Consider the following 25,656-nt stretch of genomic DNA (forward strand, 5'->3'; position numbering starts at 1 on the left):
GGGCGATTACTTGGTGAGGACCTCGTCCAGGTTCATCAGCTGGTTCGCCAGCATCGTCCAGGCGGCCAGGGTGCCCGGGTCGAGCGTCGGGTCGGCCGGCGATTCGCCGACGGCGACCAGCGCCTTCGCGTCGCCCGGGTTCCCCTCGTAGTGGGCGAGCAGGTCGCCCAGGGATTCCCTGGCGATCGACCCCTCCTCGGCTTCCAGTGGCCGTGCGAGCAGCCGGAGGGCCATCGAGGCGATCCGCTCGTCGTCCGACGCCTCCCGGTCCCGCAGGACCCGCTCGGCCAGGTGCCGGGCGGCCTCGACGAACTGCACGTCGTTGAGGGTGACCAACGCCTGGAGCGGCGTGTTGGTCCGCTCCCGGCGGACGGTGCAATACTCCCGGCTCGGGGCGTTGAACGTCTCCAGCGAGGCCGGCGGCGCGGCCCGCTTCCAGAAGGTGTAGAGGCTGCGGCGGTAGAGGCCCTCGCCGCGGTCCCGCTCGTAGAACCGGGTGTTGCTCTCCGGCATGGCGACCGCGTCCCAGACGCCCCCCGGCTGGTACGGCTTCACGCTCGGACCGCCCAGCTCCTCCACCAGCAGGCCGCTGGCCGCCAGCGCGTAGTCGCGGATCATCTCGCCGTCCATCCGGAACCGGGGGCCGCGGGAGAGCAGGCGATTCTGCGGGTCGCGTTCCAGTTTCTCCGGGGTGACGGCGCCCGACTGGCGGTAGGCGGCCGAGCAGACCATGAGCTTGTAGAGTTTCTTCATGTCCCAGCCAGATTCCCGGAACTCGACCGCCAGCCAGTCGATCAGCCCCGGGTGCGACGGCAGTTCCCCGGTGACGCCGAAGTCCCCGGCGGTGGCGACCAGGCCGGTCCCGAAGAGTTCCTGCCAGGCCCGGTTGACGGCGACCCGGGCGGTCAGCGGGTGGTCCTCCCGGAACAGCCAGCGGGCCAGGCCCAGCCGGTCGCCCGGCTGGTCGTCGCCCATCGGGGGCAGGATCTCGGGGGTGCCCGCCGAGACCTCGTCGAGGCGCCGGTCGTACTCGCCCCGGTGCAGGACGAAGGCCTTTGCCGGCCCGGGGCGCTCCGTCGTCACGTGGGCGATCGTCCCCCGGGCCTTGATCTCGGCCCCCTCGGCCTCCAGGGCGGCGAGCCGGGCCTGGAGCCCCGCGCTCGCCTCGTCGACGAAGGCGAGCCACCAGTCGAAGGCGGCGTCCACCTCGGGGGCCGGCCACCCGTCGGCCGGGGCCATCGCCAGCCGGACGGCGCGGTCTCCCCCCGAGAGCCGGGCCAGCTCGACGGTCGACAACGCCCGGTCATAGACCCGCACGTCCCGGATCGTCACGCCGTCGAGCCGGCTCGAGTTGCTCCGCCGGCCGACCTCCAGGGGCACCTCGGCCCGGGTCGTCCCCGAGAGCGAATCGGCCGCCACGTCGACCGCCTGGGGCTGGCCGTCGATGGCGACGGTCAGCCCCGAGGCCTTGCCCGAGCCGTCGTAGGAGATGACGACGTGGGTCCACGTGTCCCGGGGCACCTCGGCCCGGGAGACGACCTTCAGCGCGTCCCCGGGCCAACGGTGGACGAGGTGGCCGCCGACCCGGTTGTTCTCCAGCCAGAGGTCCCAGCCCCGGAAGCCCTCGCCGTCGTCCATCCGGGCGACGATCGCGCCGCTCATGTTCCGCCGGGGCACCTTGATCCAGGCGGAGGCGGTGTAGGGGGCGTCCCGGTCGAAGTCGCCCGCCCCGGCGATCTCCAGTGCGTTGGCCGGCCCCGGGACGATCCCCTCGCCGAGCCGGGCGAGCAGCGTCTCGCCCTCGGTCGGGAGGTGTGACGCGATCGACTCGGGCGTCGCCCCGGCGAGCCAGCGGTCGAACTCGGGCCGGGCCTCCTCCTTTCGAGAGTCGGCCTCGGCGCGGGCCCCGGCCAATTCGGCCTCCAGCTCCTCCCAGCGGGTGCGGTCGCGGGGGGCGGGCACGGGGATGATCGGGGGCGTGTCCCGGATGTTGCCGTCCAGGGCCCCCTGGGTGGTGTTGTTGAAGAAGGCGGCCAGCTCGTAGAACTCGCGCTGGCTGATCGGGTCGAACTTGTGGTCGTGGCAGACGGCGCAGCCGGCGGTCAGGCCGAGGAAGACGGTGCCGAAGGTCTCGGTGCGGTCCCGGGTGTAGCCGACGAGGTTCTCCTCCGGGATCGTGCCGCCCTCGTTCGTGGTGATGTTGCAGCGGTTGAAGCCGGTGGCGACGAGCTGGTCCAGGGTGCGGTCGGGCAGGAGGTCCCCGGCGAGCTGCTCCACCGCGAACCGGTCGTACGGCAGGTTGCGGTTGAAGGCGTCGATGACCCAGTCGCGGTACGACCACATCTCCCGCTCGTTGTCGAAGTGCAGGCCGTGCGTGTCGGCATATCGGGCGGCGTCGAGCCAGTACCGGGAGCGGTGCTCCCCCCATCGGGGAGACGCGAGCAGGCGGTCGACGTACGCCTCATAGGCGTCGGGCGAGGTGTCTTCCACGAACGCCTCGACCTCTCCCGGCTCGGGAGGCAGGCCCGTCAGGTCCAGGCTGACGCGGCGGGCCAGGGTGCGGAGGTCGGCCTCGGGGGCGGGGGCGAGCCCGGCCTCGTCGAGCTTCGAGAGGACGAAGGCGTCGATCGGGTTGCGGATCCAGGTCGGGTCGGAGACCACCGGCAGCCCGGGACGATCGGGCGGGATGAACGACCAGTGCGGCTCGTATTCGGCCCCTGAGGCGACCCAGCGGCGGAGCGTCTCCTTCTGCTGGGCCGTCAACGTTTTGTGCGACGAGGGGGGCGGCATCGCTTCCAGCTCGTCCTCGGACTCGACCCGGTAGATCAGCTCGCTGGCGTCGGGGTCGCCGGGGACGATGGGGGCGTAGCCCCCTCGGTCGGCGAAGGCGTCACCCGGGCGGTCGAGCCGGAGGTCGGCCTCGCGAGAGGCGCTATCCGGGCCGTGGCAGGCGAAGCAGTTCTCCGAGAGGATCGGCCGGATGTCCCGGTTGTACCTCGGATCCTCGTCGGCGAGGCCCGTCGAGGCGAGGCCGGCCAGGCCCAGCAGGGCGAGCGCGACGGCCCCTCGGGCCGGGCCTCGGTGGTCTCGGGGGCGAAGGCTCATGCGGGTGCTCCGTCTTCGGTCTCTCGGCCCGGCCCGGGCCTTCGGGGGTCGATCGGCGGGGAGGCCCAGGCGGTCGTCCCGGCCCCGGCAGTCCGGGGGAAGGGGGGCGCATGGCCGGTCCCTGGCCGGAAGGGCCTCGGCGGTCGATGGCGCCGGCAAGGCCCCGGCCCCGAGACTCGGCCCGGGGCAGGGGGAGGACGGCAGGGCTCGGCTCGCGGGGATCCGGTGGGGGAAGGTCGGGCATCCGCGACTCGACGACGCGGGAGTGCCTTCATCGACCCTACATGCCGATGGGTGTGTCTCGCAAGCAGATTCTCGGGGGAATCGACCCCCGATGCAATCGGATCAACGCCGGGCCGTCTCGTCGGGGAGGAGGCCCGGGCGCGATCAGTCCGACCAGGAGAAGCCCCGGCGGTGGGCCGACTCGGGGATCAGCCTCAGCGCCTCGGCCAGGGCCGAGGCCGAGGCGTCCCGGGAGGCCAGGGACCGCATCCGTCGACGGCCCGCCTCGGCCATCCGGTGGTAGCGGTCGCGGTCCCGGTCGGCGACCCGGGCGGCCTCGATCAGGTGGTCGTGCAACTGCTGCCAATTCAGGCGGTGCCAGGACGTCTCGAACCGGGGCTCGGGGTCGTGGGGGATGTAGGTCGGCTCGGGGTGGCTGGGGATGACGAAGGCGACCTGGTCGTCCAGGTAATCCTCCATCGCCGTGTGCCTCGGGGCGATCCCCGGCCGGCCGGCGGCCAGCGCCTCCTGGAGCGGCAGGCAGGCCCCCTCGGCCTTGCTCGTGTTCAGGTAGTAGGTCGTCGCCCGGTTCAGCGAGGCGAGATCCTCATCACTCAGGTAATCGGTGATGGCGACCACCCGGCAGGAGTGCCGGATGTTCATCCGCTCGTACCGGGTCCGCAGCTCCTTCAGCTCGAAGTACTCGCGGTCCGGGTTGGTGGCCAGCTTCAAGACGAGCGTGGCGTCGGGCCGGTCCTGGAAGGCGAGCAGGAAGGCGGAGACCAGGTCGTCGATGTTCTTCCGGCGGTCCCCCAGGTTGAAGATGCTGGTGAACACCAGGCCGTCGAGGCGCAGGGTCGCCAGCGGGGGCCGGAGGATCCGGGTGGCGGCGGTCCGGCGGACCAGGCGGTTCTTGGCCTGGAAGAGGGCCTCGGCGGCCTCCTCGCTCAGGTACCGCATCACCTTCGCCTTGTAGAAGTCCCGGCCGCCCCGATAGGCGTCGCCGGTCAGGCGCTGCCAGGCCGGCCGGTCCGGGTCGTCGGCGGCCGAGAGCCGGGGGCGGGGGGGGGCCTGGTCGTCCCCCGAGGGGGGGCGGCCGTCGAAGACGACGTGGCGGCATTCCAGCTCGAAGGCCCAGCCCGGATCCCAGTCGGGGACGGCGAAGGCCGAGTCGGGCAGCGGCACGGGGACGACCGCCACCGGGGGCCGCAGGCCGGACCGCCTGAACGTCGACGCGGTGAACCGGCAGGCGGCGATCACCAGGTCGGTGCGGTCGAGGATCCGCTTCCAGTTCTGCCGGGTGTCGAGGCCCAGGTCGCGGTCGGGGAGCTTCGGGAACTCCCAGAACGGGAAGGCGACGGTGGGCACGTCCGGCGTCAGGTAGGCGTTGTGCGGCGGGTGGAGGCAGAGGTGGATCGGCGTCAGGCCCTGCTCCCTGGCCCGACAGGCCCGGTAGGAGAGGCTGCTCTCGGGCTGCTCGACCACCTGCCAGGGGCCCAGGCGGTCGAGCACCGGCGCCATCGCCTTGAGGACGAAGGCATACGAGTAGTCGGCGTTTCCCATGTTCCGCCGGATGTCCTTCGCCCCGGCCGTGGTGCTGACCAGGAAGCAGGGGGCCCCCGGCCGGGGGTCCGCGGCGGGACGGGGCGTCGAGCCGATGGCTGCGTTCATCCGAAGGTTCCTCCCTCGTCCTCGCGGCCTGAGACGCGATCGGCCCGGTCCCTGGGCCTGGGTTCGGTCGAGAGAGGATAACCGGGCGACGTTCCCCGTCAATGCCCGATGGCCGAGGGCGGAGGGGGGATGGCCGAGGCGTCGGGGCCCGATGGCGGACGGTCCCGGGGTTACGGGCCCGGGCCCGTCCCGTCTCCACCGGGATCCCTCATCCGCCGTCCGCCATCGGGTCTCAGGCCACGCTCAAGTCGACGAGTCGCCCTGGTCCGGCGACTTGGTCGACGCCCCGCCGACGGCCCGGCCGCCGGAGGGGACCTCGTCGATGGCCTCGCGGAGGGCACGCTTCTCGGCCTCGTCGCGGCCGACGCCCTGGGCGACCAGGCGTTCCTTGATGTGCTCGGCCCGGCGCTCCTGGGCGGCGTTGACCTTGTTCGGGCTGATCCCGTCGGGCATGCTCGATCGGGCCATGATCCGGCCTCCTTCCCTGCTCGTCTCGTCTCGAATCGGCCCCGGCGGGGCCGGCGTACGGGTCTTCGCGGGGAGACTCATCGGGCAAACCCGATGCCGGCCTCCCTTCGCGCCCCGACCCCGGTCGCCTACAATCGGGCGGTGATCCGAGCGTCCCTTGGACCCGATCCGACCCGACCCGAAGCAATTCGAGGCGAACCGACCCGTGTCCACCAGCAGCAACTACGACCTCGCGCCGGCCGAGACGGCGCCGGCCCGATCCCTCGTCCCCAAGAACCCGTCCTATCCCCAGCGGGTCCACGTCTCCCAGCGGCCGGAGCTGGAGGCGACCCTCCGCCGGTGGGATGCCCGGATCGCCGAGGCCCGTCGCAAGCTCGACGTGCTCGGCCAGTCCGCCGAGCGGCCGAAGTACGACCGCCTCTACGCCCAGATGCTCGGCGCCCGGGACCAGCTTTCCGAGGCCGTCCGCCGCATGCCGATGGAGGCCGGCTACCTCTTCGAGGAGGACGAGCACAAGCTCCACGAGGCCGTCGCCGCCCTGGAGCGCCTCTTCCGGAAGTGGGGCTGATCGGGCCCCATCCGAGGAACGACCCCGGGGGACGAGGTTCCCCTCGACCCCCGGGCCGGGTGCCCGCCTCAGTCGTCCTCGTCCTGGTCCTCTTCTCGCTTCGAGAAGACCTGGAACACGTCGCCGATCACCTGATCGGCCAGCCGGTCGAGCACCTCGTAGAAGATCGGCTCCGCCTCCGGGGCGAGGGGAGATGACACCGGCTCGTACCCGCCGACGGCGTACGAGTCGGCCGTGGCGATGTAGCCCACGTGACCGTTGGCATACCCGACGACGATCGGCACGGCCCGGTCGGCGATGATCCGCTCCAGGTTGAAGCCGAACTCCACCATCGGCTCCCCCGGCATGGTCAGCAGCAGGTACGGCCCGACCTTCATCGCCATCAGCTCGGCCGAGACGGGGCCGTCCTTGCCGGGCAGTTCGACGACCTCGCTGGCGCAGCGGATCCGGTAGTAGCCCGGCCGATCCTCCAGCTCCTCCCGGACCACGCTCGACGCCAGGGCCCGCACGACGGCCCCCCCCAGGTCCCGGCCCGCCCACTGGAGGTCCGCCTCGTCGGCGCAGCGGTACGGGTGGCCGGGCAGGTTCGGCCGGATGTCCCCGGCGCAGCCCTGCAGGAACATCGCGGTCGTCTCGCCGCCGTAGCACAGCTCGACGAACCGCCGGGCCTCCCCCGGGAAGTCGGCGCTCATCCTCGGGTAGCCGTCGGGGTAGGGGGGCGTGCCGTCGTCCCCCCAGGTGAAGAAGCAGGGGTGGCAGACCGCCTGGATCAGCACGGCCTCGGGGGTCAGCGACCGGCCGTCGTCGAACCGGAGGACCTTGACCCTCGGGTCGTTCGGCCCGTCGGGGTTGAGCCGGACGACCGCCTGGCCGTTGATCACCTTGCGGCGGTTGATGCCGAAGCCGATCCGGTCCTCGGCGTAGCCGACCGAGACCGTCCGCATCGCCGAGCTTGCCTCCCGGGCCGCCCGCCGGATCGCGTCGTCGACCATCCGGGCCCAGGACGACTCCGGCTCGTAGCCCGGCCCGGAGTGGTTGTGCGAGACGGCCACCATGACGTGATCGCCCGGCACCCCCGCCTCCTCCGAGACGGCCTTCCTCGTGGCCTCGACCAGCTCGTCCCAGGCCGAGAGCAGGTCGAAGGTGACGATCGCCGCCCGGGTCTCCCCGTCGTCGAGCACCAGCACCTCGGCCCGGATCGGGTCCCGGACCCCGACCACGTGCCTCGGGTGCCCGACCACGTCCATGCCCCCCTCGGGCATCTCCGGCGTGATGTCGGCCCGGGCGGCCCCGGCCTCCAGGTTCGAGTCGACCGGGAACGTCCCGTCCTCCCCCGCCGGGGAGCGGCCGGCGCAGGCGAAGGCGACCAGGGCGACGATCGGCAAGACGCGCATCATGGGGGGATCACTCCGAATCGGTGCGGCCTCTCGGCCAGTCCAGGTGCCGGGTGAGGAAGTCGAACGTCGCCTCCCCCTGAATGAGATGCCCGCCGTTGAAGAAGGTGATCTCCGACCGGTCGCCGATCCCGAGCGCGTCGTAGAGCCGCCTCACCTTGGCATACTCGTACGCCACCCACTCGTCGGGCGCCACGCCGTCGGCGTGCCCCCGCTCCACCATGAACGGCCGGGGGGCGATCAGGCCCGCCATCTCGGCGTAGTTGTAGCCGGAGGCGAGGTCCCACTCGTACATGTCGTACTCGATCGTGTACATGTAGCTCAACCGGCGGTCGAGGTCCGTGCACTTGACGACCCACTCGTTGAAGTCGGCCGAGCAGATCGACAGGCAGTACCCGTCCACCAGCGCCGGGACCCGCATCGCCGTCTTGCCGCCGTAGGAGAGCCCGTAGAGGGCGATCCGGTCGGCGTCCACGTTCGGCAGGGTCCTCAGCCATTCCAGCGTCCGCTCGTGCTGGCGGACGATGATCGAGAACAGCGACGCCTTCAGCGGGTGCGCCTTCCGCTGGAGCTGCCGGAACCGATCCACGCCGATGTAAGGGTTCTGGGGTGCGTAGACGACGTACCCCCGATCCGCCAGCGCCGCCCCGTAGGAGTTGTAGGGCGACTCCACGCCGGGGATCACGATCGGGTCCGGCGTCCCCTCCAGCCCGTGCTGGCAGACGACCACCGGCCGACGCTCGCCGTCTCGCAGGTCCTTCGGCAAGAGGAGGATCCCCGAGGCGACCACGTCCGGAAGCACGGGGATCTCGACGGCATATCCCTCGAACCCCGGCTCGTCGAGCACCTTGACCGACCTCGGCTCCAGGGGCTCGGACGCCTCCGGGATCGAGCCGATCACCTCCTCGCGGAACGTCTCTCGGAAGGGGCTCGTCGAGGAGGCCCAGGACTCGGGCGAGGAGGCGTCGGCCTCCGACCAGAGGTCGTAACGCCGCAACTCCGAGGTCCGGATCGACGCCTGCGTGTGGCCTTGCAGCGCCCGGACCCATCGTCCCATCCGGGCAACGGGATCGGGCGGGGGGGAGGTCGAGATCCAGCGGGGCTCGGCGGGCTCGGGGCGCCCGACCCGCCGGCCGAGCAGGGCGTCGAGGAAGGCTCCCCGGGCATGATCGCCCGCGTTGAGCGGCCGGCCATCGGCATCGACCGGGCCGATGGAGAGGCTCGGCGTCTTCAACTCGCCGAGGAGGCCTCGCAGCCGCTCCCACTCCTCGACCGCCTCCCGGACGCCGATCGGCTCGATCCTGCCGGAGGCGGCCTGCGATCGGCCGTCGACCGGGGGCGGGGGGCCGTCGACGGTCGGCCCGCCGCAGGGCTCGACGGCGAGCGCCCGGGGGGCGATCAGCGAGGCGATCTCGGCGTCGCCGAACTCGTCGAGCAGCCCCCAGACGTCCCGATCGATCGGCTCTCCCCAGACCCCCCGCCGATCGCCGAAGGCCCCGGCGACCCAGGCCCCGTCGATCCGGGTGTCCAGCGCCGCCGAGTACAACGCGATCATCCCGCCCTCGCCGTGCCCGACCACGCCGATCGGCACCCCCGGCGCCCCATCCCGGCAGAACCAGTCGACCGCCGCCCGGACGGCGTCCACCTCGTAGCCGATCGGGTGCCGGCCCGCCTCGAACCCCTGGCGCCAGATCCATTCTCGGTGCGACAGGTTGGTCATCGCCACGTCGGGGTTGCCCGAGGAGGTGGTGGACCGGTCGAGCAGCACCGGGACGACCACCCGACACCCGGCCTCGGCCAGCAGTCGGGCGACCTGGGACCCGGGAGGCAGCCCCTCGGCCAGCCCGACGAACGCCTCGGGCGTCACGTCGCAGTCCGCCATCGCCACCACGTCGGCGATCGCTTCCCCCTCGGGTTCGAGCAGCAGGCCCTCGGCCTGGACGTCGGCATAGACGTCCCAGCGGACGGCCAGCACCCGGAAGCCCTCGGCCCTCGCCAGCTCGGCCGGGGCCTCGGTCGAGCCGGCCAGGTGCATCGCCACCGGGGCGACCCGGGGGTCGACGGCGCCGACGATCCGCCCCAGGCGCCCTCGGTTCGGCTCGACGGACCTGGCATAGGCCTCGGGGGAAGACGTATCCCGGTCCCAGTGCCGGGCCCTCCGCCCGACGCTCGATGCCGTCTGGCGGTCGAGGAACCGGTGCAGCCCCTCGACCATCGCGGCGGCGGCCTCGTCGGTCGACCCCCGATCCCCCCAGGGCGCGGTCCCCGGCAACTCCTGGGAGGCCGCCCGGTCCCCCATCAGGCCCGGCAGGACGATCAAGACGGCGGCGACGCGGTTCATCGGCAATCCTCCTCGGGTCGGATCCTCCCCGACTTCGATATCCCCTCCGCCCCCCCGACTCAAGGGCCGGGCGGCCCGATGCCCCCATCTTCCTCCTCGGGAGGGGAAGATCCCCCTCTCCCCGCCCCTCGAGTCCCCGAGTCTTCCCCCTCCCCCCTCGGCCCGGATTCCTCCCCGGCCGGGGAACCGCACTCCGGCCCTAACGATGGTCTCCCTCGGGCGATACGACGCGAAAATGGTCCGGGATGTGCGTCAGGCCGAGGCCCGGCGACTTGCAAAATCGCGCAATGCGGTGTAAACAGTAAAAGAGTGCCGCCTGACAAAAATGGACCATTCGGGAAAAATGGAATATCCGGGCGGCTTCTGAAGACAGGGATGGCGAGGTAATCCCAGTCCCCCCCCTCGCGGAGCACTGACGATGCATCGGATGTTGAGTCGAGCCCTCGTGCTCTCGGCCGCGACGATCGGCCTGACGGCGGCCCAGACGGCCTCGGCCTGCCACGGCTGCGGCAAGCCGGCGGCCCCCTGCGTGCCGATGGTGCCGCAGACGGTCACCAGCTATTGCACGGTGACCGAGACGGTGATCGACCGCGTGCCGGTCACGGTCATGAAGACGACCTTCCGGACCGAGCAGGTGCCGGTGGAGGTCCCGGTGACGCGCTGCGTCGTCGAGGAGATCCCGGTCACGAAGATGGTCACCCGGGTGCACAAGGTGACCGAGATGGTGGCGAAGCCGGTGAAGCGCTGCGGCCACCACGGCCACTGCGGCGGCTGCGTGACGATGGTCCCGGTGACGCGCTGCATCCCCGAGAAGGTGCCGGTCACGAAGTACGTCAAGAAGCCCCGGCCGGTCACCGAGATGGTGACCCGACTCAAGACGATCCGGGTGCCGGAACAGGTGCCGGTGACGGTCACCAAGTGCGTGCCCCGCCAGGTGGTCCGCCAGGTGCCGGTGACCAGGACCGTGATGGTGCCGGCCGTCTACGCCCCGGCCTCCTACGCCGCGGCCCCCCAGGCCGCCCCGAGCGGCCAGGCCTCGCCGCAGGGCTGACGCGGGCCGTCCCGCACGATCCGACCGTTCGTCCCTCGGCCTCGGGCCCGGGGCGCCCCTGCCGGGGGCGTCCCGGGCCCCTCGCGTTGCCGGCCCGACGGGTGGCGGGGGGCCGGGCTTGCGGGCGTGCCCGCCCGGGGGGAAAATGCGGCCTTGGGCCGGGCCGATCCGGCCCCGACTCGTCGCAATCGAACGACCGGTATCGCGTGGGGGAGCCCGTCATGGCCCAGTGCCAGACCAATCCGGACGGCCGCTGCACGATGGAGCCGCCGTGCCCGCCCGGCGAATGCTACCTGGGCTCGGTCCTGATGAAGGAGCACGCCGCCGCCGCCGCCTCGGTCCGGGAGGACCCGACGGTCGCCCGGTATCTCGCCGGCGTGACGCTCCCCTACGCCCGGGAGCCGGTCGTCGAGGGGGAGCAATGGGAGCGCACCAAGCTCTCGCTGCTCAACGCCGTGCTCGACACCCTCGTGCCCGGCGCCCGGCTGGTCGTCGAGGCCGAGGAGGATTCCGGGGAACCCCGGCGTGTCTACCTCGGCCGGGGCCCCGCCTTCGACCGGCCCCGGGACCTCGCCGCCACGCTCCGCCAGCTCGCCGACCGCCTCGACGGCGTCGAGTAGGATGACGCCCTCCCTCGCCGGCCCGGCGGCCTCGCCCCGGGCCGGGCCGGTCGGCGGCCGTCTCCCGCCTCACGCCAGTTGCTTCCGGATGATCTCCTTCAGGCCCGTCGCCATCCGGCCCCCGAGCAGCCCGGAGAGCAGGGGCAGGTCGATCGACGCGTGGATCCGCTCCGCGTCGACCCGCATCTCGGCCAGGGCCCCGGTGGCCGAGAGCCGCACGGCGTCCCGATCGGGGGACCACTCGACCTTCTGGATCATCGGCCCGTAGCGCCGTTTGGCTTCGTCGACGGCCATCTCCAGCCGGGCCTTCGCGTCGGCCTCGGTGCGCTCGTGCTTGATGGTGAACTCGATCAGGGGCATGGCGGGCGGGCCTCTCCGGGGTCGATCCGGGCGGGAGTGGTCCGATCGGCCCCCTCCCGATCGGATCCGGAGCAACTGTCGGGCCCTCGGCCGTCGGGTACCCCCTGGATCGCCCGGCCCAGCGCCTCCATCAGGATCGGGGCGGCCTGGGGGCCGACGCTGTTTATCTCGCCGTACTGGGCCCGGTCCCGGCCGTAGGCGAAGGGGGCGACCCGGTCCCACTGGCGACGGGGGATGATGTAGCCGACCTCGTCGTTGGCCAGGCCGAGGATCAGGCCCTGGCCCTCGGGCAGCAGCCCCAGCACCGAGGGCTCGACCGCCGCATCGGGGAAATCGGCATTCGGGTCGGCCGGGTCCTCGACCTCCCCCGAGACCAGCTCCGGGTACAGCTCTCCCGGGATCCCGGCCACGTGCAGGGCACCCAGCCGGAGGTAGGCCACCTCGGTCAGGACCGCCAGGGGGCCGAAGATGTTCCTCCGGCCCAGCGCCTTGCCCGGGGAGAACGGGTCCCCCGTCCAGCGGTAGCCGAGTCGGTCGAGCACCCCGGCCGCCCTCGCCACCCGGTAGAGCGTGTTCTCCAGCGGCAGGGCCACGTCGACCGTCGAGACGGCGAAGGGGGTCAGCGCGATCGGCCCGGCCCCCCCGATCGCCTCGTCGGCCAGGTCCGCCACGGCCTCGCCGTAGGCCTCGGCGAAGGCGAACTCCCCCTCCCGGTAGGAGGCACCGTCGGGCGTCTTCAACACGTCCTCGGCCGCCGACATCAGGCCGCCGATCGCCCCGCTGAAGTACGCCACCGGGCAGCCGTGCCGGGCCTCCAGCGCCGCCACGGTGGCATACGGGAAGTCGGCCGTGACCAGGGTATTGTGGCTCCCCAGGTTTTCGGGGTGGCAGTTCCACTGCACGAGGAGCCCGATCGGCTCCCCTCCTCCGGGAGGGGAGAATCGGAGGACCCGGAGCACGCCGTCCTTCACGACCGGCGTGCGGCTGTCGGCCAGCAGCGACGCGTCCTCGGCGGTCCCGTATTCGGCGATCGCGGGGGAGAGCGACGCCTCCGCCTCCCTCACGGACGCCACGATCCCGTCTCCCACCCGCTTCACATACTCGGGGTCCACCCCCGAGGTCGTCGGCCCCGGCCCCCAGAGGCCGATCACGTCCGGCCCCTCGTGGTTGTGGGTCGAGGCGACCAGGACGTACGAGAACCCTTCCAATCGCTCCCGAGCCGCCAGCGTCACCTCGTGCTGGAGGCCGATCAGGTCGACCGACACCAGCGCGATCCGATGCTCCCCGTCCTCCAGCACGACCGCCCGGGACCAGAGCGGGTCGTGCACCCCGGTCGCCTCGCGGCCCTGCCCGAATCCGGCCAGGTAGACCGGCTTCGAGCCCTCGCCGACCCCCGGCGTGATGTCCGCCCGGCCGAAGCCGACCCGCAACCCCTCCGCCCCCGACGCCGCCCCGGCCAGCCAGGCCAGGATGATCGCCCCTCGAAGTCCCACCATCGTCGCTCCTCCCCGCCTCGGGCCGAGACTGCCATGCACGGGGATCACATGGTGGGCCATCGGGCCGCCCGGTGCCAGGGGGAGGGGGATCCCACGCAGGGCCGCAGCGAAGCGGAGCGAGAAGGATCATCTCCTCCCTCCCTCCTCTCTGCGCCTCCGCGGCTCCGCGTGGGCTCCCCCCCCGGTTGCCCTTCCCAAGACCTCCCCCGATGGCGACACTGGCGCCCATGCCGGCTCGGGTCGAGCCGGGTCGAGGAGCCCCCGCGATGGAACCGTTCGTGACGATCGTCTCCGGCCTGCCCCGGTCGGGCACGTCGATGATGATGCGGATGCTGGAGGCCGGCGGCATGCCCGTCGTCACCGACGCCGTCCGCGAGGCCGACGTCGACAACCCCCGGGGATACTACGAGTTCGAGCCCGCCAAGAAGACCAGGGACGACCCCTCCTGGCTCGACTCGGCCCACGGCAAGGCCGTCAAGATGGTCTACCAGCTCCTCTACGACCTGCCCGCCGACCGGCACTACCGCGTCCTCTTCATGCGGAGGGAGATGGACGAGGTCCTCGCCTCCCAGCGCAAGATGCTCTCCCGGCTCGGCCGGGACGACGGCGGCATCTCCGACGACAAGATGTCCGCCCTCTTCCGCTCCCAGCTCGCCAAGTTCGAGGCCTGGGCCGCCTCCCAGTCCCACCTGGCCATCCTCGACGTCGACTACAACCGGATGGTCTCCGACCCGCTCCCCCTGGCCGAGTCCGTCAACGCCTTCCTCGGCGGCGTCCTCGACGCGAAGGCGATGGCCGGCGTCGTCGAGCCGGACCTCTACCGCAACCGGGCAGACAGGGCAAATCGCTGAGCGAAGACGACCCAGGATCGGCGGTCCTCCCTCGGAAGGTGTTCAGTCGAGGTCCGGGACCGCTGCCCCAGGTTCGACTTCGATCCGCCTGCGGGCCAGATCGATCGACAACCATCCGGTCGCATCCTCGGGAGGGACGAGCGACGACCAGGGGATCTCGTCCCGAGTCCTGACGGCTCGGGGAAGCACGAGGGCGAATTCCCACTCCTCCTGGGAGTGCCCCCGGCAGATCCAGGCCCGCCCTTCGATACGTGCAGCAACGTTGTCGAAGTGGTAGGCATTCGGGATGAATCTGTCGCACCAGAGCGAACGCAGCGAGTTGTCGGGCATGCCCGACAACTCGCGAATGACTCGATACTCCAGGCAGGGCCAGAACGCGTCCTCGTTCAACATCTCTCCCCGTTGCTACACGGTCGGCCCTGGCACTCCCTGGGCCGATCCATCGAGGTTCAGGCGCTTGCCGCGTCCTCCGCCATCCGGACCAGCGTCCTCACGAAGCAGCCCGTCCCGCCGGCGTCCTGCGAGGGGGAGTCGGAATCGGCCCAGGCGGGGCCGGCGATGTCCAGGTGGGCCCAGGGGCGGCCGCCGACGAACTCTTCGAGGAACTTCGCCGCGATGATCGCCCCACCCCACTTCGAGCCGACGTTCTTCAGGTCGGCCACCGGGCTCTTGAGCGACTCCCGGTAGTCGCCGTCCATCGGCATCCGCCAGAGCCGTTCCCCCTCGGCCGAGGCGGCGGCGCGGACCAGCTCGGCCGTCTCGTCGTCATTGGCGAACAGCCCGGCCACCTTCTGCCCCAGGGCCGCCATGCACGAGCCGGTCAGCGTGGCCAGGTCGATGATTCGGATCGGTGCCTGCTCGCTGGCCAGGCAGAGGGCGTCGGCCAGGATCAGCCGGCCCTCGGCGTCGGTGTTCATCACCTCGACCGTCTTGCCGTTGCGCATCGTCAGGACGTCCCCCAGCTTCATCGCCCGGCCGCCGGTCAGGTTCTCGGTCAGGGGCAGATAGCCCCGGACGTTCACCCGTAGGTTCAGGCGGGCGATCGCCGTCATCGCGGCGGCCACGATCGCGGCGCCGCTCATGTCGGCCTTCATGTCCTCCATCGAGGCGGAGGGCTTCAGCGACAGGCCCCCCGAGTCGAACGTGACCCCCTTGCCGACCAGGGCGGTCGTCGGCGCGTCCGGGCCCGCCCCCTGCCATCCCAGGAGGACGAAGCTCGGGGGCTCGTCCGACCCCGCCGCCACCCCGAGCAGCCCTCCGAGCCGCTCCCGCCGGATCCGGGCCTCGTCCCAGACCTCCACCGACAGCCCGGCGGCGCCGGCCTCGTTGCGGAGCCGGTCGGCCAGCAGCCTCGGGGACTTCCGGGCCGGGGGCAGGTTGACCAGCTCCCTCGCCAGGTTCACCGCCCGGCCGACGACCTCCCCCCGGCGGACGGCGTCCTCCAGCAGCGTCGCGTCGGCCGTCGAGCCGGGGGGCACGATCAGCCGGAGTCCCTCGAAGGGGTGTCGCCCCGGCTCCGACTTCGCCAGGCCCGGCCCGCTCAGGCCGACCGTCACCCCCTGGACCAGGTGCGAGGCCACCTCGCTCGGCATCCCCGCCCCGGGCAGGACCACGCCGACCACGCCCCGGGGCTTGCCGCCGAGCCGCTTGCCCAGGAGCGTCCCCATCTCGAAGGCCTCGCTCGCGCCGAAGACCTCCCCCGGCCCGAGCCCGAGCACCAACATCGACCCGGCCGACACCCCGCCCGGCCCGTGGATCGGCACCGCCTCGCCGCCGGAGCCGGAGAGGTCCTTCGACTCGACCAGCCGGGCGATCACCCCGGCGGAAGGCGTCTCCCGGAGCCAGGCCGGGGCCACGGGGGGATCCTCGAACAGCCCGACGACGAGCCAGTCGACCTGGGAGCGGGCGGGGTCCTCGGCGACGATCCGGATCTGCATCGCTCGGCGTTCCTTCCGTCTCGATCCTGCTGCGGCGAAGGGACACATTCTTCCCTCCCGCCCCGCCCCGCGCCAAGCCGGCTTGCCGATCGGGCGGGTCGCCGCTAGAATCCGGCCTCGCACGTCTCGACCGGGCGGGCTCGGACCATCCCGGGCCCCCGGACTCGGGCTCCCGGCACCGGGCCTCCGACCTCCCTCCGCCGATCCTCCCCCTTCGCCCGGAGCCCGGAATCGATCGGATCGGACCCGCCCCCGGCCCCCGGGAGGCCGGTCGAACGCGGAGGTCGACCGATGCAGACGCGACCGGGCCCGCCGACTCGACGGCTGGCCGTCCTGACCCTCGCCCTGATCAGCCTGGCCGCCGCCGGCTGCGTCGAGCGGCGCTACACCGTCCGCACCGACCCCCCCGGCGCCCTCGTCTCCATCAATGGCGAGGAGGCCGGCATCAGCCCCGTCTCGGTCAACTACGAGTACTACGGCGACCGCCGGGTCACCATCCAGGCCGAGGGCTACGAGACGATCAACACCTCCGTCCCCGTCCGGGCCCCCTGGTGGGACAACGCCCTCACCGGCTTCGTCTCCGAGAATCTCATCCCCTTCACCCTCCGGGACGAGCGTGACTTCCGGTTCACCATGGCCCCGGCCGTCACCCCCCCCACCGGCGACCTCATCGGCCGGGGCCTCCAGCTCCGCCAGCAGTCCCTCCAGCCCGCCCCCCAACGCCCCGGCTCGTTCTGGCGCTTCTTCGCGTTCTGAACCCGATCACCCGCCCCCTCCGCGCCGTCATTTGCCTTCTGTACCGACGAACAGTAAAATGCGCCCGTACACCAAGCGTGCGCCGACTCGTCGGGGACGGAGGGAGGCGGCCGATGGCGGACGGAGCGACGATCGAGGCCCCCGTGCCGGTGCCGGCCTCGGCCGGGCCCGGCCCTTCGGGGCGTGAACTGCCGGGATTGACCCGGGTCCGGCGCCGGGGGCCGCTGTTCCGGCCCGCCCGGGGGGGCCCGGCGAACCCCGGCCTCTTCGGCCTGGACCTGACGGCGGGGTGCGCCCTCGGCTGTTCGTTCTGCTACGTCCGGGGGACCGTGCGCGACCCGGGCCCCGGCCGACTGCTGTTCGACCCCGACGTCTCCTCGCTCGTCGGCCCGGCCCTCGACGCGATGGAGCGGCCCCCGGCCCGGGTCGTCCTCAGCCCCAGCAGCGACCCCCTGCCGCCGATCCGGGAGGTCCGGGAGGCCACGCTCCGGGTCATCGAGACGCTGCTCGGCCGGGGGATCGGGGTCGTGCTGATGACCCGAGGGCGTGTCACCCGGGACGTGGTCCGCCTGCTCCGCTCGGCCCCGGGCCTGTGCCGGGCGGCGGTCGGCGTCTCGACGCTCGGCCGGACCCTGTCCCGGGCCCTGGAGCCGATGGCCCCCCCCGGCCGGGCCCGCCTGGCGGGGATCGCCCGGCTGATCGAGGCCGACGTCCCGGTCGAGGTCCGCCTGGAGCCCCTGATCCCCGCGCTGACCGACACCCGGGAGAACCTCCGCCCCCTCTTCCGGGAGCTGGGCCGGATCGGCGCCCGAGACGTGCTGGCGCACTACGCCTTCCTCCAGCCCGCCGTCATCCCCTCGTTGCGAGAGGCCCTGGCCCCCCTCGGCCATTCCGAGCGCCTGGTCGACCTCTACGAGGGCGGCCCCGTCTTCTCCCTCGGCGAGGCCGGTGCCACCAAGCACCTCCCCCTGGACGCCCGCCGCGACGGCCTCGCCCGCGTCATCTCCTGGGGGGCCGAGTCCGGCCTGATCGTCCGCACCGGATCAAGCCAGAACCCCGACCTCCCCCGGCTCGATCCCTCGACGCCTCCCCCGAGCCAACCAGCACCCCCGAGGCGAACGGAGAAGGGCAGGGGACGCCGTCCCGAGCAGGCCGTGACGACCTGACGCCGGGTCGGCCGGGGCCGTCGCCTGGCCGACCCATCTACCTACCGTCTCAACTTCCCCAGGTCCTCCCAGAATCCCGGGTAGGTCTTGGCGACGCACCCGGGATCCTCGATCGTCACCCCCTCGGCCTTCAGGCCGACCGTGGCGAAGGACATCGCCATCCGGTGGTCGTCGTAGGTGGCGATCCGGGCGGGGGCGATCGAGTCGGGCGGGAAGATGACCAGGCCGTCGGGGTGCTCGTCGACCCCGGCGCCGAGCTTGCGCAGCTCGGCCGCCAGCGCGGCGATCCGGTCGGTCTCCTTGTGGCGGATGTGGGCGACGTTGCGGATCCGGGTCGGCCCGTGGGCGAACAGGGCCACCGCGGCCAGCGTCATCACCGTGTCGCTGATCGCGTTCATGTCCACGTCGATCCCCACCAGGGGAGCCCCGCCGGTCACGGTGATCGACGACTTCGACCGGTCGACGGCGCAGCCCATGTGCTCTAGCAGGTCGACGAACCCCACGTCCCCCTGGATCGACCCCGTCCCCAGCCCCTCGACCGTGACCGACCCGCCCGCGATCGCCGCCGCCGCGAAGAAGTAGCTGGCGGCCGAGGCGTCGGGCTCGATCGCGTAGGTCCTCGCGGTGTACGGCGCCGGCTCGACGTTGAACCGCTTGAAGTCCCGGTTGCTGATCCTCCGGCCGAAGGCGGCCATCACGTCCAGCGTCATGGCGATGTACGGCTTCGAGACGAGCGTCCCCTGCACCTCCACCGTGGTCGGCCCCTTGGCGCAGGGCAGGGCCATGAGCAGGCCGCTGAGGAACTGGCTCGACACGTCCCCCCGGACCTCGGCGAAGCCGCCGTCGAGCCCGTCGGCCTGGACCACGACCGGCGGGCACCCCGTCCCCAGCTCGCTCCGGGCGTCGGCCCCCAGGCGGTTGAGCGCCAGCAGGAGGTCGGCCACCGGCCGCTCCCGCATCCGGGGGACGCCGTCGAGCCGGAAGGTCCCCCGGCCGACGCTCACCATCGCCGTCAAGAACCGCAGGGTCGTGCCCGAGTTGCCGACGAACAGCTCGGCCTCCCGGGCGGGGAAGTGCCGTCCGCAGCCCTCGACGACCACCGTCGCCGCCTCCCGGTCGTGCTCGACCGCCAGGCCGATCGCCCTCAGCCCCTCGGCCATCACCCTGGTGTCGTCGCTATCCAGCGCCCCCGTCAGCGTGCTCCGGCCCCGGGCCAGCCCGGCGACCACCAGCGCCCGGTTGGTCAAGCTCTTGGATCCCGGCACCCGGATCCGGGTCTCCGGCGGGTGGGGCAGGGGGGAGACGGTCAGCTCGGCGGGGTACTCGGGCATGGGAGGGGCTCGGGCGGTCGGGGTCGGGGGCTCCAGTCCGCTCCAGTGTACCGAGCGGGGGGCCTCCTCGCGGCGCCGGTGGGCGGGGATCCCCCGCGGGGCCCCGCCCTCATCCCCCCCCGGACAGCACCCCCCGGAGCCGATCCCGGATCGCTTCCGCCGAGCGCCCCTCGACCAGGAACCGCTTCCGCCGGCTCGCCGGGCCGCCGATCAGCCGCACGGCCGACGCCTTGCAGCCGAGCGTCTCGGCCAGCAACGCGGCAAGGGCGGCGTTGGCCTTCCCCTTGTCGGGGGGGGCCGAGACGGCCAGGAGCAGGGCCCCGTCCCGCTCCCCGAGCACCCCGGGACGCCTCGACCCCGGCCGGGCGACGACGGCGACCACGGTCCCCTCCGGGTGGTCGGTCAGCTCGATCACGGCGGGTCCAGCCCCTCGAACAGCGCCGAGCCGACCCGGACCAGCGTCGCCCCCTCCTCGATCGCCGCCCCGAAGTCGCCGGACATCCCCATCGACAGCTCGGGAAGCTCCAGGCCGGTCCGATCCCGCATCCGGTCGCGTAACTCGCGGAGGGCGGCGAAGGTCGGCCGGGCCTCTTCGTCGGTCGTGCCGTAGCCGGCCATGGTCATCAGGCCGACGATGGGGATCGAGCGGCAGGAGGCGATCGCCTCGGCGTCGTCGAGCATCGCCCCGGGGGACCAGCCGTGCTTCGACCCCTCCCCCGAGCAATTCGCCTGGAGGCAGATCCCCGGCGGCCCGGGCAGGTCGGCGGCCAGTTCGTCGAGCAGCCGGAGCAGCTTGAGCGAGTCGACGCCGTGGACGAGCCGGACCATCGGCGCCGTCCGCTTCGCCTTGTTCGACTGGAGGTGGCCGATCAGGTGCCACCGGATCCCCTCCGGGCGGGCCGAGAGCGCCTCGACCTTCCTCCAGAGTTCCTGGGGGAAATTCTCCCCCAGGTCGAGCTGGCCGGCCTCGACCAGGGGGACGATCCGATCCGGCGGGTTCGTCTTCGTGACGGCGACCAGGCGCACGGCGTCCGGACCCCGCCCCGAGCGTCGGGCGGCCTCGGCGATCCGGGCTCGGACCCCCTCCAGGTTGCCTCGGATGCGGTCGTCCATCGAGCTCATGCTGCCAGTGTACCGCCGCCGATCCCCCGGGCAAGCGGCGACGCCTCCCCCTCGCCTTCCTCCCATCCGGGGTGCCCGTACGCCCTGCCGAAATCGGTGGCAGTCCTGCCCGTCTCGTTCGCGTCGCCGGGGGCCCGGCCGGGCCCGGGCCTCGGCCCCGGGGCAACCAGTCGGGGTCCCCGGGGAAAATCCCGGAGGATCGCAAGTCGTTGGCTCGGAAATGCTATCGCGCCGTGATGGCCGGATCAGCCCCGGGGCCCACCGGCCCGCCGACGGGCTTTGGCACTGCCCTTGCTTTCTCTCCCTGTCGACCGCGACGAGGGCCGAAAAGGACGGCCCTTGAGGATCGGTCACCCACATTGGAATGAAATCACCCCACCCCCTGGCGACGACCCGATTCGTCGGGTCTACCGCCAAAGGACGAGCGGGTTGCCTCGCACGACCCCCCCGCTCGTCCTCTCTTACACTGGCGTCGGCCCCTTGAGGAGACTCGGGGCCGGCCACCCGGCTGAGCCGACCGGGGTCTCCCTCCGCGGGCTATGGGAGAGGTGGCCCGTGAAGTGGAACCCCGGTCGGCTTACTTGATCGGCCCGGTCGCGTCGAGTCCGCTCGACGCGGCCGGGCCGTTCCTGCGTGCGCCTCGGGCGCCCGGCCCGGGGGACGGGCCGCGGTCCCGACCGGCCCGGGGGGACGGGCCGCGGTCCCGATCGGCCGGCTCAGCCGAGCGGCAGGTCGAGGATCCGGACGGCGTCCCGGAGGATGGGGATCGTCACCGGCTCGGTCGCCGGGAAGAGGCAGCAGGCCGGATAGGGGCCGGTGCCGTCGATGATCAGCAGGCGGTCGTTGGCCACCCGGAAGCCCTCGTCGCAGGGCTGGTGCCCGGTGATGAAGCACTCGGCCCCCACCATCCCGGCGAACCGCTCGGCCGTCTCCGGGCGGTCGTCCCGGCCCCAGGTCATCGCGTAGACCGCCCCCCCCCGACGCACCGACTCCTCGGTCCAGACCCCCGTGCGGAGCGGCCCCAGGTCCAGCCCGTCCAGCTTCGAGCCGTCCGGCAGGGTGTGGCAGAGGAACACGCCGTTGGGGCACCGCACCGCCAGCGGCAGCGCGCGGAAGAACTCGTGATAGGCGTCCACCACCTCCCCGGCCCGGTCGCCGTAGGCCGTCTCGATCCCCCGGCGGAACAGGGCGTTCAGCGCCACGCCGTTCTTGGCGATCGGCCGGCCGGTCAGCTCCGACAGCTCGTGGTTCCCCAGGATCAGGTGGACCCGATCCGGGTACTCGCACTTCAGGGCCGCCACCAGGTCGACCAGCTGGTGGGAGCGGTCCCCGCCCTCGTCCGGGTAGAAGACGTCGCCGTGCACCAGCTCCTGGAGGACCAGGTGTCGCCCCGGCCGATTCTTCAGGTCCGCGACCGCCAGCACCCGGCGGAAGGCGGGCAGGTTGCCGTGCAGGTCGCCGACGACGAGCACGTCCTCCAGCCCCTCCGCCTCGGGGATCGCCACGACCCCCCCCCGTCGGCCGGGCGTGCCCCGGGAGAGCATCGCCGCGCGTCGGACCAGGGCAAGCACCCGGTTCGGGTCAGGCATTGTATTCCAGGGCCTCTTCCCAGTGCTCGTAGAGGGCCTTGATCGCCCCGGCCAGCTCGTCGTATCGCTCCTGGGAGCGGCGGGCGAGGTCGGCGTCCTTCCACGTCTCCGACAGGCCGAGGGCGTGCTCCAGCTCCCCCATCTCGGCCTCGACCTGGGCGATCTCCCGCTCGATCTCCCCCGCCTTGCGGAAGGGGTATTTCTTCTTCTTCTTCGCCTTGCCATCGGCGGCGGGCTTCGGGGGCGGCGACCCGTCGGCGACCGCCCCGCCGTCCCGGCCCCCCTTCGCCCGCTCCTTCGAGGCGGACTCCTGGTCGACCATCCGGCGGTAGACCTCGTAGTCCCCCTCGACCACCCGGGCCCGGCCCCCGTCGACCACGATCAGGCGGTCGGCCACCTGGTTGAGGAAGTAGCGGTCGTGGCTGACGACCAGCACCGTCCCCTCGAACTCCCGGACAGACCGCTCCAGCGCGTCGCACGACCAGATGTCCAGGTGGTTGGTCGGCTCGTCCATCACCAGCAGGTTCGCCCCCGTCGCCGCCAGCCGGGCCAGCGCCGCCTTCCCCTTCTCGCCGCCGGAGAGCTTGCCGACGGTCTGCAGGGCCAGGTCCCCCGAGAGGCCGAACTTGCCGAGCAGGTCCCGGACGTCCTGCATCAGCCACGAGGGGTCGTCGTCGGGCCAGACCGCCTTGAGAACCGGGGTGTCGGCCGGGAGCGACTCGAGCCCCTGGTCGTAGTAGCCGACCGTCACCTTGTGGCCGAGCTTCACCTCCCCCTCGTCCGGCTTCACCCGGCCGATCAGGGTCTTGATCAGGGTCGACTTCCCCGCCCCGTTCGGCCCCATGATGCCGACGCACTGCCCGCGCTGGACCTGGAGGTTCAGGCGGGTGAACAGCGGCGTGTCGTACGACTTCGACAGGTCCTTCGCCTCGACGACGATGTCCCCCGAGCGCCGGACCTCCTCGAATCCCATCGGCGGGCCGGAGATGTCCCGCATCAGCTCGATGTCCTCGGACATCAGCTTCTCCAGCTTCTTCGCCTTGTCCTTGGCCTGGGTGGCCCGGGTGCCGGCCGAGAACTTGTCGATGAACTTCTGCAGGTGCGCCGCCTGCTCCTGCTGCTTCTCGGCCTTCCGCTCCAAAACCTTCGCCCGCTCCTCCCTCAGCTTCCAGTACTGGGAATAATTGCCGGGGTAGGAGGCGACGTGCCCCTGGAACAGCTCCCAGATCTTGGTGACGGTCGCGTCCAGGAAATAGCGGTCGTGGCTGACGATCACCATGCCCGTCGGCTGCCGGGAGAGGTATCCCTCCAGCCAGGTGACGGTCGCCACGTCCAGGTGGTTCGTCGGCTCGTCCAGCAGCATCAGGTCCGGGCTCTCCAGCAGGAGCCGGGCCAGCATCAGTCGGGACTGCTGCCCGCCCGAGAACGTCCCCGACGGACGGTGGAACTCGCCCGGCTTGAAGCCGAGCCCCGTCACCACCTCCTCGACCCGGTGCTCGATCGCGTAGGCGTCCTGGTGTTCGAGCCGGTCCTGGAGGTCGGCGTACCGCCGGGAGGCCCGGTCCCGGTCGTCGTCGTCCTCCGCCTCGGCCATCTCCCGGGCGGCCTCCTCCAGCTCGTCCTGCAATTCCAGCAGGGAGGCCAGCCCCGACCGGGCGACCTCGAACAACGTCTGGCCCGGCTCGAAGTCCGGCTGCTGCCGCAGGAGGCTGACCCGCACCCCCGGCCGGATCGTCAGGCGGCCCATGTCCGGCTCGTCGATCCCGGCGAGCAGCCGCATCAGCGTCGTCTTGCCCGCGCCGTTGGGCCCGACGAGGCCGATGCGCTCCCCGGCCCGGATCTCGAACGCGAGGTCGGTGAAGATCGGGTCCCCGGTGTACTGTCGGCCGAGGCCGGTGGCGGAGGCGAGGATCATGGGAGGTCCGGTGGGTCGGTCGGGTTCGGGTTCGGGGTCGGCCCGGGGGAGGGGACGAGCGAGGCCGCCCAGGCGGCGTCCTCGGGAGCGAGCGGGGGCTCGGGGCGGCCGTCGTAGATGTAGTAATGATAGCCGGCCGCGTCGTAAATCCGATGCAGGATTTGCTGGAGGTCGAGCCGGGCGTCCGGGTCCGGGTGCCGGACGGGGACGGGGATCACCGGCAACGGATCGCGGAGCCCGATCGGCCAGAAGTCCGCCCTCGACCTCCGCTCGGCCCGGCTCACCAGCACCGAATACGAGCAGTCCGGCCGATCCCCGGGAGGCATCGGCTGGCCTCCCCGGATCAGATCGATCTCGACGTAGTGGACGTCCCCCGCCAGCAACTGTCCCCGCTTCGCCAGGTACTGTTCGCGGTCCCGGCCCGCCCGCTTGTTCGACGGGCTGAGCAGCTCGACGACCGCGATCAGCTCCCGGTTCCGGCGGTCCCTGACCTCGACGAACGCCAGCCGCTCGGTATCGACCTCCGGCATCTCGAGCGTCGCCGGCGCCTCGATCACCCCGCCGCCTGCCCTCGTGCCCTCCCTCCCCGGCGTCGGCCCGACCGCCACGTCCGCCCTCCCGGCGAACCGTCGGGGCTCCCCCGCCAGGTCGTGGACGTAGACGTGCTCGTCGATCTTGACGATGTAATTCGGGACGAGTTGCTTCCCCAACTCCTCGGCGACCGCGGGCAGGAACCGCTCGTGGAAGTCGTGCCAGGCGTCATCCTGCTCCAGGAACGGGTTCATGCCGGGGAAGGGGGAGGGCATGGGATCCTCGGTGTCGGGACGACGACCGCCGGGGGGACGTTCATCGGAGTCGGGGAAGTCGGGCGGGGGGGAGTTCCCCGGACAGCTCGATCGAGAAGGAGCCGATCGGGCCCCGGAGCAGCACGTCGAACAGGTCGAGGAAGCCGACCAGGCCCCATCGGACCTCTTCCTCCGTCGCATCGAACACCACGGGGACCGACCAGCGGATCGGCCGCTCCCCGATCAGGATCTCGACGTCGATCTCCGCCTCGAGCCGGTCGATCGCATCGTCTTCCGACTCCGAGAGGATCCCGATCCTGCGGGCAACCTTCAGGGGGACGGTCGAAATCGGGCGGGTCGGGTCGATCAAACCCCAGACGATACGCGTCCCCGACGGCCCGAACACGCTGGTGGGGAGTTCCGGCCTCGGGGGCCCGCCCGACCGGGGCGACATGTAGGGATATCTCATCGCCGGGGGACGAACTGGTAGGAAACAACCTGGTCCCCGACCTTCGCGTCGACCTCCTCCATCGTCTCCCCCGACGCGACGATCGTCTGCATGTCCGCCGCCCAGGCGACCCACTTGCCGGCCATCTCCGGCGGCGGCGTGCCCCGCTTCGGGAAGATCCAGGTCGAGGGATCATCCGTCGGCTTGATCACGTACTTCATGATCGACGCCCACGGCTCCACCTCGGAGGCCAGTCGACCGCCGGGCATCTCCCCGGCGACCCGGCCGCTGGTCGACCTGCGCTCGTCGTCGTGCATCTCCGGCCCTCCGTCCCCGGGAGGAAGAATCAGGGGGAAACCCCGCGACCCCTCGGGCCCTTCCATTCTACCGCAGCACCGGGGAACGGACGACGGCGAGCGTGCACCGGGACACGACCCAGGCACCCGGAACGGGTCAATCA

The 25,656-nt window shown here is 72.2% G+C and carries 23 protein-coding genes; 6 read left to right on the forward strand and 17 right to left on the reverse strand.

What is annotated here, in order from left to right:
- Positions 1-6 precede the first annotated feature (6 nt).
- The 3 genes from ElP_RS17920 to ElP_RS17930 all read right to left on the reverse strand — a co-directional run bounded on the left by ElP_RS17920 (position 7) and on the right by ElP_RS17930 (position 5,466).
- Positions 7-3,105, reverse strand: a complete 3,099-nt coding sequence (locus tag ElP_RS17920) for a DUF1553 domain-containing protein (protein WP_145271571.1) — start codon at positions 3,103-3,105, stop codon at positions 7-9.
- Between the two features lie 387 nt (positions 3,106-3,492).
- Positions 3,493-4,998, reverse strand: coding sequence for a glycosyltransferase (locus ElP_RS17925; RefSeq protein ID WP_145271572.1), 1,506 nt, complete (start codon positions 4,996-4,998; stop codon positions 3,493-3,495).
- Between the two features lie 243 nt (positions 4,999-5,241).
- Positions 5,242-5,466 (reverse strand): hypothetical protein, encoded by a 225-nt coding sequence (locus ElP_RS17930; RefSeq protein ID WP_145271574.1) that lies wholly within the window; start codon positions 5,464-5,466, stop codon positions 5,242-5,244.
- Positions 5,467-5,671: 205 nt separating this feature from the next.
- Between ElP_RS17930 and ElP_RS17935 the strand changes: the two genes are divergently transcribed.
- On the forward strand, positions 5,672-6,034 hold the full coding sequence (locus ElP_RS17935; protein WP_145271576.1) for a hypothetical protein: 363 nt from the start codon (positions 5,672-5,674) through the stop codon (positions 6,032-6,034).
- A 68-nt stretch (positions 6,035-6,102) separates the two neighbouring features.
- Here ElP_RS17935 and ElP_RS17940 read toward each other — a convergent pair whose 3' ends face one another.
- Both ElP_RS17940 and ElP_RS17945 read right to left on the reverse strand, forming a co-directional pair.
- Positions 6,103-7,431 (reverse strand): hypothetical protein, encoded by a 1,329-nt coding sequence (locus tag ElP_RS17940; RefSeq protein WP_145271577.1) that lies wholly within the window; start codon positions 7,429-7,431, stop codon positions 6,103-6,105.
- A gap of 7 nt (positions 7,432-7,438) precedes the next feature.
- Positions 7,439-9,769, reverse strand: a complete 2,331-nt coding sequence (locus ElP_RS17945) for an alpha/beta hydrolase family protein (protein WP_145271579.1) — start codon at positions 9,767-9,769, stop codon at positions 7,439-7,441.
- A gap of 427 nt (positions 9,770-10,196) precedes the next feature.
- Here ElP_RS17945 and ElP_RS17950 point away from each other — a divergent pair, with 427 nt between their 5' ends.
- Both ElP_RS17950 and ElP_RS17955 read left to right on the forward strand, forming a co-directional pair.
- Positions 10,197-10,820: a hypothetical protein gene (locus ElP_RS17950; RefSeq protein ID WP_145271581.1), complete on the forward strand. Its 624-nt coding sequence runs from the start codon at positions 10,197-10,199 to the stop codon at positions 10,818-10,820.
- A 221-nt stretch (positions 10,821-11,041) separates the two neighbouring features.
- The gene (locus tag ElP_RS17955; protein WP_145271583.1) at positions 11,042-11,440 is read left to right on the forward strand and encodes a hypothetical protein; all 399 of its coding nucleotides are present in this window, start codon (positions 11,042-11,044) and stop codon (positions 11,438-11,440) included.
- Between the two features lie 69 nt (positions 11,441-11,509).
- Here ElP_RS17955 and ElP_RS17960 read toward each other — a convergent pair whose 3' ends face one another.
- On the reverse strand, positions 11,510-11,800 hold the full coding sequence (locus ElP_RS17960; protein ID WP_145271585.1) for a polyhydroxyalkanoic acid system family protein: 291 nt from the start codon (positions 11,798-11,800) through the stop codon (positions 11,510-11,512).
- Positions 11,791-13,296 (reverse strand): neutral/alkaline non-lysosomal ceramidase N-terminal domain-containing protein, encoded by a 1,506-nt coding sequence (locus ElP_RS17965; protein WP_145271587.1) that lies wholly within the window; start codon positions 13,294-13,296, stop codon positions 11,791-11,793. The genes ElP_RS17960 and ElP_RS17965 overlap by 10 nt, the downstream gene beginning before the upstream one ends.
- Before the next feature lie 266 nt (positions 13,297-13,562).
- Here ElP_RS17965 and ElP_RS17970 point away from each other — a divergent pair, with 266 nt between their 5' ends.
- Positions 13,563-14,147, forward strand: a complete 585-nt coding sequence (locus tag ElP_RS17970; RefSeq protein ID WP_145271589.1) for a sulfotransferase family protein — start codon at positions 13,563-13,565, stop codon at positions 14,145-14,147.
- Positions 14,148-14,189: 42 nt separating this feature from the next.
- On the opposite strand, the gene ElP_RS17975 is transcribed toward ElP_RS17970, so the two are convergent.
- Both ElP_RS17975 and ElP_RS17980 read right to left on the reverse strand, forming a co-directional pair.
- The gene (locus tag ElP_RS17975) at positions 14,190-14,540 is read right to left on the reverse strand and encodes a hypothetical protein (protein ID WP_145271591.1); all 351 of its coding nucleotides are present in this window, start codon (positions 14,538-14,540) and stop codon (positions 14,190-14,192) included.
- Positions 14,541-14,596: 56 nt separating this feature from the next.
- Positions 14,597-16,084, reverse strand: a complete 1,488-nt coding sequence (locus ElP_RS17980; protein ID WP_145271593.1) for a leucyl aminopeptidase — start codon at positions 16,082-16,084, stop codon at positions 14,597-14,599.
- Between the two features lie 291 nt (positions 16,085-16,375).
- Here ElP_RS17980 and ElP_RS17985 point away from each other — a divergent pair, with 291 nt between their 5' ends.
- Both ElP_RS17985 and ElP_RS17990 read left to right on the forward strand, forming a co-directional pair.
- Positions 16,376-16,840: a PEGA domain-containing protein gene (locus ElP_RS17985; RefSeq protein ID WP_145271595.1), complete on the forward strand. Its 465-nt coding sequence runs from the start codon at positions 16,376-16,378 to the stop codon at positions 16,838-16,840.
- Between the two features lie 113 nt (positions 16,841-16,953).
- The gene (locus ElP_RS17990; RefSeq protein ID WP_145271597.1) at positions 16,954-18,006 is read left to right on the forward strand and encodes an SPL family radical SAM protein; all 1,053 of its coding nucleotides are present in this window, start codon (positions 16,954-16,956) and stop codon (positions 18,004-18,006) included.
- Positions 18,007-18,047: 41 nt separating this feature from the next.
- On the opposite strand, the gene aroA is transcribed toward ElP_RS17990, so the two are convergent.
- The 8 genes from aroA to ElP_RS18025 form a co-directional block, all read right to left on the reverse strand.
- Positions 18,048-19,337, reverse strand: a complete 1,290-nt coding sequence (gene aroA / locus ElP_RS17995) for a 3-phosphoshikimate 1-carboxyvinyltransferase (RefSeq protein ID WP_145271599.1) — start codon at positions 19,335-19,337, stop codon at positions 18,048-18,050.
- 109 nt (positions 19,338-19,446) lie between these two features.
- Positions 19,447-19,752, reverse strand: coding sequence for a DUF167 domain-containing protein (locus ElP_RS18000; RefSeq protein ID WP_145271601.1), 306 nt, complete (start codon positions 19,750-19,752; stop codon positions 19,447-19,449).
- Positions 19,749-20,450: a YggS family pyridoxal phosphate-dependent enzyme gene (locus tag ElP_RS18005; RefSeq protein WP_145271603.1), complete on the reverse strand. Its 702-nt coding sequence runs from the start codon at positions 20,448-20,450 to the stop codon at positions 19,749-19,751. Before ElP_RS18005 ends, ElP_RS18000 begins: the two co-directional genes overlap by 4 nt.
- Before the next feature lie 725 nt (positions 20,451-21,175).
- Complete coding sequence (locus tag ElP_RS18010) at positions 21,176-22,048, reverse strand: metallophosphoesterase (protein ID WP_145271605.1); 873 nt, start codon at positions 22,046-22,048, stop codon at positions 21,176-21,178.
- Positions 22,041-23,963: an ABC-F family ATP-binding cassette domain-containing protein gene (locus ElP_RS18015; RefSeq protein ID WP_145271607.1), complete on the reverse strand. Its 1,923-nt coding sequence runs from the start codon at positions 23,961-23,963 to the stop codon at positions 22,041-22,043. The genes ElP_RS18010 and ElP_RS18015 overlap by 8 nt, the downstream gene beginning before the upstream one ends.
- Positions 23,960-24,769: a DUF4058 family protein gene (locus ElP_RS18020; RefSeq protein ID WP_197446151.1), complete on the reverse strand. Its 810-nt coding sequence runs from the start codon at positions 24,767-24,769 to the stop codon at positions 23,960-23,962. The genes ElP_RS18015 and ElP_RS18020 overlap by 4 nt, the downstream gene beginning before the upstream one ends.
- Positions 24,770-24,809: 40 nt before the next feature.
- Positions 24,810-25,202, reverse strand: coding sequence for a hypothetical protein (locus tag ElP_RS38315; protein WP_197446152.1), 393 nt, complete (start codon positions 25,200-25,202; stop codon positions 24,810-24,812).
- A gap of 11 nt (positions 25,203-25,213) precedes the next feature.
- Positions 25,214-25,513, reverse strand: a complete 300-nt coding sequence (locus ElP_RS18025) for a hypothetical protein (RefSeq protein ID WP_145271611.1) — start codon at positions 25,511-25,513, stop codon at positions 25,214-25,216.
- Positions 25,514-25,656 lie beyond the last annotated feature (143 nt).

The organism is Tautonia plasticadhaerens (genome assembly GCF_007752535.1).
Lineage (GTDB): Bacteria > Planctomycetota > Planctomycetia > Isosphaerales > Isosphaeraceae > Tautonia > Tautonia plasticadhaerens.